Here is a 6,359-nt window from a genome sequence, read left to right as displayed (position 1 = left end):
AAAAAGCTTTATCCGCAATACCGGTAGATTGCAAATAAATCTCGGCTCGTTGTGCTATAGAGCGTGGATCACGGTCATAACCTAACATCGTTTGTGGATCAACCACATTACAACGAAGAATAAGTGTATTATCTTGATAAAATGGATCAAGCAGGATTGTATCCATATCAGGCATAAGCGTTAGATCTGACTGGTGGATTTTTTGCCAACCTTTAATAGAAGAACCATCAATCATTTTGCCATTTTCAAGAAAATCATCATCCACAGCCCCAACAGGAATAGTAATATGTTGTTCTTTTCCTCGTGTATCTGTAAATCGCAAATCAATAAATTTAGCATCGTGTTCTTTTATTTTCTCGTATATTACTTCTTTGTTCATTATCCTCTCCAAGATTGACCACCACCAAGTCTACCCTAAGTGACTTACTAAACCCAATAGATTACACTGTTTCCTACTAAAACTAATAGTAGTGACTATGGGCGCCTATCATTATCAAGCGCTAAACAAAACAGGTTCGACTGCGAAAGGTGTTATCGAAGCTGATTCAGAACGCCAAGCACGTCAATTATTACGTGAGCGCGGTTTAATTCCAACGCAAATTCGTGCTTTAGTTAAGCAACATCAGTTACGTAGAAAGGACAAACTATCTGCACAAGATTTAGCCTTGTTCACTCGTCAATTGGCAACCTTGCTTGCCGCGGGTATTCCAGTGGAAGAATCTTTGCGCGGTGTCAGTGAGCAAACTGAAAAAGACAAAGTCCGTGAATTAATTATTGGTGTACGCTCCAAAGTACTCGAGGGTTATGCTTTGGCACAAGCAATGGGTGAATTCTCTAATGCTTTCCCAGAGCTTTATCGAGCAACAGTAGGTGCCGGTGAGCAAACAGGCCGTTTGGATCTCGTATTAGAAAAACTGGCGCAATATACTGAAAACCAGCAGGAAACCAAGCAAAAAATTCAGCAAGCGCTTATTTATCCTTCTGTCATGATCATTGTTTCAACTGCAATCATTAGTTTCTTACTCGCTTTTGTCGTGCCCAAAATTATTGAAGTCTTTACCAGTAGCGGTCAATCTTTACCGAATATGACTAAAGTGCTTATTACCCTCAGTGGATTCATTAAATCTTATGGATTAATTAGCTTGATGGTAATTATTATTCTGCTGGCGGGCTTTAAAAGGAGTCTTCATAATCTGAAAATCCGTACCGCCTGGCATCAGCTATTGTTAAAATTACCTATCGTCTCCTATTTGGTTAAATCTATTAATGTAGCCCGTTATATTCACACCTTTAGCATTTTATTTGCTGCCGGTGTTAATGTCCTTGAAACCATGCGTGTTTCTGCAAGTCTGGTAACGAATCTGGTAATGCGTAATGCTTTCAATCTCGCCACCATTCGAGTCAGAGAAGGGAGTTCTATTAGTCAAGCATTAAAAGAGACCGGTTTTTTAAGCCCAATGGCAACTCATTTAATTGCCAGCGGTGAAAAAAGTGGGCAAATAGCCGTCATGATGGAACGTGCTGCTTCACATCTTGATAGTGAAGTAAAGCGTCTAATCGATACCGCATTAACTCTTCTTGAGCCCTTAGTTATTTTACTCATGGGAGCAGTTGTTTTATTTATCGTGTTGGCTACCCTCTTACCCATATTTTCCATGGAACAGCTTGTCACCTAGCAAAGATTGTTTACGTGTAAATCCACCAACTTTTAGTGACGCTAAGTCCTTTTTCGTATCGTGCATCTTCACCTTGTAGTAAAATCAGTCTAGCAAATTGATTGAGGAGTTTTTTAATGAGTAAACAAAGTGGTTTTTCTTTGATTGAAATCATGGTAGTCGTCGTTATTCTAGGCATTCTTGCTTCTATTGTAGTCCCTAAAATTATAAGTCGGCCGGATGAAGCTCGCGTTGTTAAAGCGAAACAAGATGTGCTTGCAATTCAAAACGCGATGGATCTTTATAAACTGGATAATGGCATTTATCCCAGTACCGATCAGGGTTTACATGCCTTAGTTGAAAAACCTACTTCTAATCCTGTTCCTCGTGATTGGAAACAATACCTTAAGTCCATACCTAAAGATCCTTGGGGCCGTGAGTATTTATACCTTAACCCTGGAGAGCATGGTGAAATAGATATTTTTACCTTAGGAGCTGATGGGCAACAAGGTGGCAACGGAATTAATGCAGAAATAGGTAATTGGGATGCGCAATAAGGGTTTTACCCTCATTGAAATTTTAGTGGTGCTGTTTATTATCAGCATCACTTTAAGCTTTGCTATACTCGCCTTTGGCGATTTTGGCGCCAGCCGACGCATTATTGTTGCTGCAGAGCAATTTTCTTCCTATCTTAAACTAGTACAACAGCAAGCAATTATTGAGGGAAAAAGTCTAGGTATCGATATTAATAATCAAGGTTATAAAACCTATCGTTTGGAACAGGGAAACACATGGCAAGCTATGCCAGAAAAAAGCATTTTTCATTGGCAGCATTTTCCTAATAATCTTGTCATTGACTTGCAAAAACCGCTAAAAAATAATACGCAGATACCTGATATTATAATTAGCCCTTCTGGTAACTTAACTGCCTTTAAATTAAGTTTTGGCAAAATGGATAAGCCTGCACTAGCTACTCTGATTGGGAAACGCAACGGGCAGCTTATTCTACTAAAACCCCAAGCATCATGAACAAACACTCTTATCAACACAAAAATCAGACAGGTTTTACTTTAATTGAAGTTCTTTTGGCCCTGGCTGTTATTAGCATAGCCTTAACTGCCTTACTGAAATCTTCTGCTCAAAATATAGTTAATACACAACGAATTAAAGAGAAAACAATAAGTCATTGGGTCGCTATGCAAGGAATCACCATGGTTAAATTAGGCTTATTACAAGTTAATACCAGCCAGGAAGTTACCCAAGTCACTACAATGCTTGGCCAACGATGGTATTGGCGTGTCAGAGCTAACCATACAGCAATCAAATCCATGCAACAAATTACTATCACTGTCAGCAAAAATCAGGCCGGACCTTTTGGTTCCCCATTAGTAGCCTTTCGGTATCAACAAAAATGAACAAACAACAGGGCTTTACTCTTCTTGAAATTTTAATTGCACTGGTTGTTTTTGCCATTCTAGCAAGTCTTACTTCTTCTGCGATGTATAATGCCTTTCATACTCAAAAACACGTAGCTCAACAAGCTGAACGTTTAAGTACCTTACAATTAGCAATCACACTTATTGAACGGGATACAGAACAAGCTGTCGAACGAGCTGTCCGCGGTAATGAAATGCATATTTTCCCCCCTTTTGTAGGACAAGCGCACTACCTTGAATTTACCCGTACTGGCATTGCTAATCCTCAAGCAGTTGAAAAACGTAGTACGCTGCAACGCATTGCTTATTTATGTGCTGACCATCATAAACTCATAAGAAGAAGTTGGGAAACGCTTGATACGGTGGATCGTAACCACTACGAAGACAAATCAATTCTTGATGATTTAGAAGACTGTGAATTTGCTTATTTGAATCACAGCTTACAAATATTACCTGAATGGTTTGCCAATGCCTTACAACAAAATCAGCGCAAGGAACCTTTTCCCAAAGCGATTCAACTTTCGTTAACATTAACAAATTGGGGAAAATGAGTTTCTTTTGATCATTCCAGAGGCTCTTTATAGTGCTTAATACCGACAAAAAAGAAGGAAGCGCTCTTATTTCCGCGCTTTTTATCATGACCTTGGTTGCAATCGCAGCTACCGCCATGAGCACACGCTTGCAACTCGACATTTATCGCACTCGTTTGACAATAAATAGTGATAAGCTCTATCTAGCCTCTCAAGCATTAAGCTTTTGGGCAATGGATGAGCTCACTCATAAGAAGAAAGCCCCTTTCTTGGTTGGTGATACCTATGGCAAAGTCGCTAGTTTCCCTACTAAATTGCAAAGACTTTATCCGGAAGCTCTAATTGAAGGTGGTTTATATGATCTGCAAGCACGCTTTAATTTAAATAATTTAACCGATAAAAATATCAGGCTCTCTTTCTACAACTACTTGAATCGATATCATCACAAATGACTCCAGATGAGCGTAAAGAACTTACTTTAGCGACACCAATTGGTTGATGCCTTATCAGCCAGGGGTTGGTAATGAACTTTTTTCTTATTATTTACGACAAAAGCCCGGCTATTACCCTAGCCAGCAACTCATGCAGAGTGTCTCTGAGTTCCGATTAATTAAAGGTGTTAATGCCAAACTCTATCAGCGCCTCTTTCCTTATATCATAACCCTACCAGAGTCAACTCCGATTAATGTAAATACAGCACCCAAACAACTTTTAATGACACTCGGTAACGGCCTAAATGAAGAACAAGTCCATGAATTATTAGCCGCACGCGGGAAAAAAGGTATTTCCGATCTCAAAGAGCTCTACCCTATTTTAGCAAAATTGAACATTCGTAGTGATCAAATTACCATTGAAAGCCAATATTTTATGACTATTGCAACTGTCAGAATGGGAGAATTAAGTCTCGTTAACTATACCATCATTAAACGTAATAAAGATAAACAGGGAAAATGACTACTCTTATATTAAGTGAAAGCTTAAATACGCAGGGGTGAAGATTATCTGTTCTTATTTTTCATTTGCTGAAATAGCTCTTCGCCACGTGCTTTATCTTGAGAAGACATCGTGGATTCAAGTCGAGCCAGTTCCCTTACTGCTTGTTGATTTTTATTAACTGTGGCCAATTTCAACCAGGCATAAGCCTTAGAAATATCTTTATTAACACCAAGTCCGACCAAATACAGATAGCCTAATTTGCCCTGAGCCATCGCATTACCTTGATCTGCTGCTTTACCAAACCAGTAAGCTGCTTGCTCGTAATCTTTATTAACACCAATACCAGTCAGCAAAAGTTGCCCTAATTCTGCTTGAGCTTGTGAGTTTCCCTGCTCAGCAGAAGCTTCATACCAATAAGCCGCTTTTTGGGCATCTGCTTCAACACCTAATCCATTTAAATATTGAAAAGCTAAATAGGCTTGGGCATTTTTATGTCCTTGATTGGCTGCACTGGAAAACCAGTATGTGGCTGCGCGCTGATCCTGCGCTATGCCATATTTACCTGTATACAAAAGACCAAGGCTATATTGCCCTTTTGCATCGCCTTGCTCTGCCGCTTTTTCATACCAATACAAGGCTTTCTCTACATCTTTTTCAGTGCCATAGCCCATCATGTATTGATAGCCCAAGTTAACCTGGGCTTTTGCATAACCTTGCTCTGCTGATTTTTTAAACCATTCAAACGCCTTAATTTCACTCGCTTCAACCCCATCCCCTACAGCATACATCAAACCAATATTTCTTTGGGCAATAGCATTACCATGCTCTGCTGCTTTCATATACCAGGCGAAGGCTTGTTTATAATCTTGTTTTACTCCACGGCCATTATCATATAAAAACCTAAACTTAACTCTGCTAAGGCATTATTTTTAGCTGCTGCTTTTTGATACCATTCTCCGGCTTTAAGATCATCACGATTAACACCATAACCGTACTGATACATACGCCCCAATAAATACATAGCCTCATCATTTCCTTCATCGGCTGCTTGTACTAAGTGGGGATAAGCGGTTGTGTAATCACCATTTTCATAGGCAGAAAAGCCAACGATCACATCTGCAAAAACTGAATTAATATAAAGACAAGCAGCGAGAATCAGTATTCGCATGCTTACTCCTGAATAATTCCCTTATTAAAAGCGTAGGATATTAAGACAACAAAGCAAATAATTTGCTAACTAATTTAATCAATTTCAATAATTTCTATATAAATTAACACGTACTCAGCTGGATCTGACTAATGCCAATAGTTTGTGATATAGCTTCTGAAGAACTAGTGATAATGAATCTTCTGTTAGTAATCCCTTTCTACCGCAGGTCAAAATTGACATCATCACAATCAAATAACCTGCAAAATTCAAGAATAAAACAATGCAACTTACCCTTCTATGGCAGTCTTTATTTTGATAAATTAAGCATCGTATTTCTTTTTAAATTTACTCATTTTTTCACCAATTATTTCCAGTTCATTGTGATCAAGTAAATTTTTACCTGGGGAAATAATTTATTTTCTTCTTCCTCTGCGTGACGAATCACATTATTTTTAAAGCGGGCAAATTTCTTCTCCCATTCTTGTTGGGTTTTAATATCATCAAATTCTTTTATAGCCTCTTCAGCGCTCTTCTCTTCCGTGAGTAAATGTTTTACTGTGGAGTCTAATTTTTCATTATCTTTTAAACAGGGATACCAAACTTTATGCTCCATCGCCTCATGTCTAATAAGATCATGACACAAATTCTCAAA

9 protein-coding genes and 1 pseudogene are annotated in these 6,359 nt (G+C 38.6%); 7 read left to right on the top strand and 3 right to left on the bottom strand.

All coding sequences use genetic code 11. The features are described from left to right. A partial coding sequence (locus tag BN58_RS11250) for a glutamine synthetase beta-grasp domain-containing protein (protein WP_019216914.1) occupies positions 1-379 on the bottom strand: 379 nt, incomplete at its 3' end. Positions 380-476: 97 nt separating this feature from the next. Between BN58_RS11250 and lspF the strand changes: the two genes are divergently transcribed. The 7 genes from lspF to BN58_RS36120 all read left to right on the top strand — a co-directional run bounded on the left by lspF (position 477) and on the right by BN58_RS36120 (position 4,575). Then, positions 477-1,676, top strand: coding sequence for a GspF family T2SS innner membrane protein variant LspF (gene lspF, locus BN58_RS11245; RefSeq protein WP_019216913.1), 1,200 nt, complete (start codon positions 477-479; stop codon positions 1,674-1,676). 116 nt (positions 1,677-1,792) lie between these two features. Next, complete coding sequence (lspG, locus tag BN58_RS11240; RefSeq protein WP_019216912.1) at positions 1,793-2,212, top strand: GspG family T2SS major pseudopilin variant LspG; 420 nt, start codon at positions 1,793-1,795, stop codon at positions 2,210-2,212. Beyond that, positions 2,202-2,684, top strand: coding sequence for a type II secretion system minor pseudopilin GspH (gene gspH / locus BN58_RS11235; protein ID WP_019216911.1), 483 nt, complete (start codon positions 2,202-2,204; stop codon positions 2,682-2,684). Before lspG ends, gspH begins: the two co-directional genes overlap by 11 nt. Further along, the gene (gene gspI / locus BN58_RS11230; RefSeq protein ID WP_019216910.1) at positions 2,681-3,070 is read left to right on the top strand and encodes a type II secretion system minor pseudopilin GspI; all 390 of its coding nucleotides are present in this window, start codon (positions 2,681-2,683) and stop codon (positions 3,068-3,070) included. Before gspH ends, gspI begins: the two co-directional genes overlap by 4 nt. After that, on the top strand, positions 3,067-3,642 hold the full coding sequence (gene lspJ / locus BN58_RS24510; protein ID WP_019216909.1) for a GspJ family T2SS minor pseudopilin variant LspJ: 576 nt from the start codon (positions 3,067-3,069) through the stop codon (positions 3,640-3,642). The genes gspI and lspJ overlap by 4 nt, the downstream gene beginning before the upstream one ends. 32 nt (positions 3,643-3,674) lie before the next feature. Further along, complete coding sequence (locus tag BN58_RS36125) at positions 3,675-4,073, top strand: type II secretion system protein GspK (protein ID WP_269570247.1); 399 nt, start codon at positions 3,675-3,677, stop codon at positions 4,071-4,073. A gap of 46 nt (positions 4,074-4,119) precedes the next feature. After that, entirely contained in the window at positions 4,120-4,575 is a 456-nt protein-coding gene (locus BN58_RS36120; RefSeq protein WP_269570248.1) for a type II secretion system minor pseudopilin, read from the top strand. Positions 4,576-4,619: 44 nt separating this feature from the next. Here BN58_RS36120 and BN58_RS24500 read toward each other — a convergent pair. Then, positions 4,620-5,725 (bottom strand): annotated as a pseudogene (locus BN58_RS24500) (SEL1-like repeat protein). 346 nt (positions 5,726-6,071) lie between these two features. Beyond that, positions 6,072-6,359 (bottom strand): hemerythrin domain-containing protein (locus BN58_RS24495; RefSeq protein WP_019216908.1); only part of this gene is annotated, 288 nt, incomplete at its 5' end.

Source organism: Legionella tunisiensis, assembly GCF_000308315.1.
In the GTDB taxonomy this organism is placed as follows: Bacteria; Pseudomonadota; Gammaproteobacteria; order Legionellales; family Legionellaceae; genus Tatlockia; species Tatlockia tunisiensis.
The sequence above is the reverse complement of the archived record's forward strand: the minus strand, read 5'-3'. Positions and strand labels throughout refer to the sequence as shown.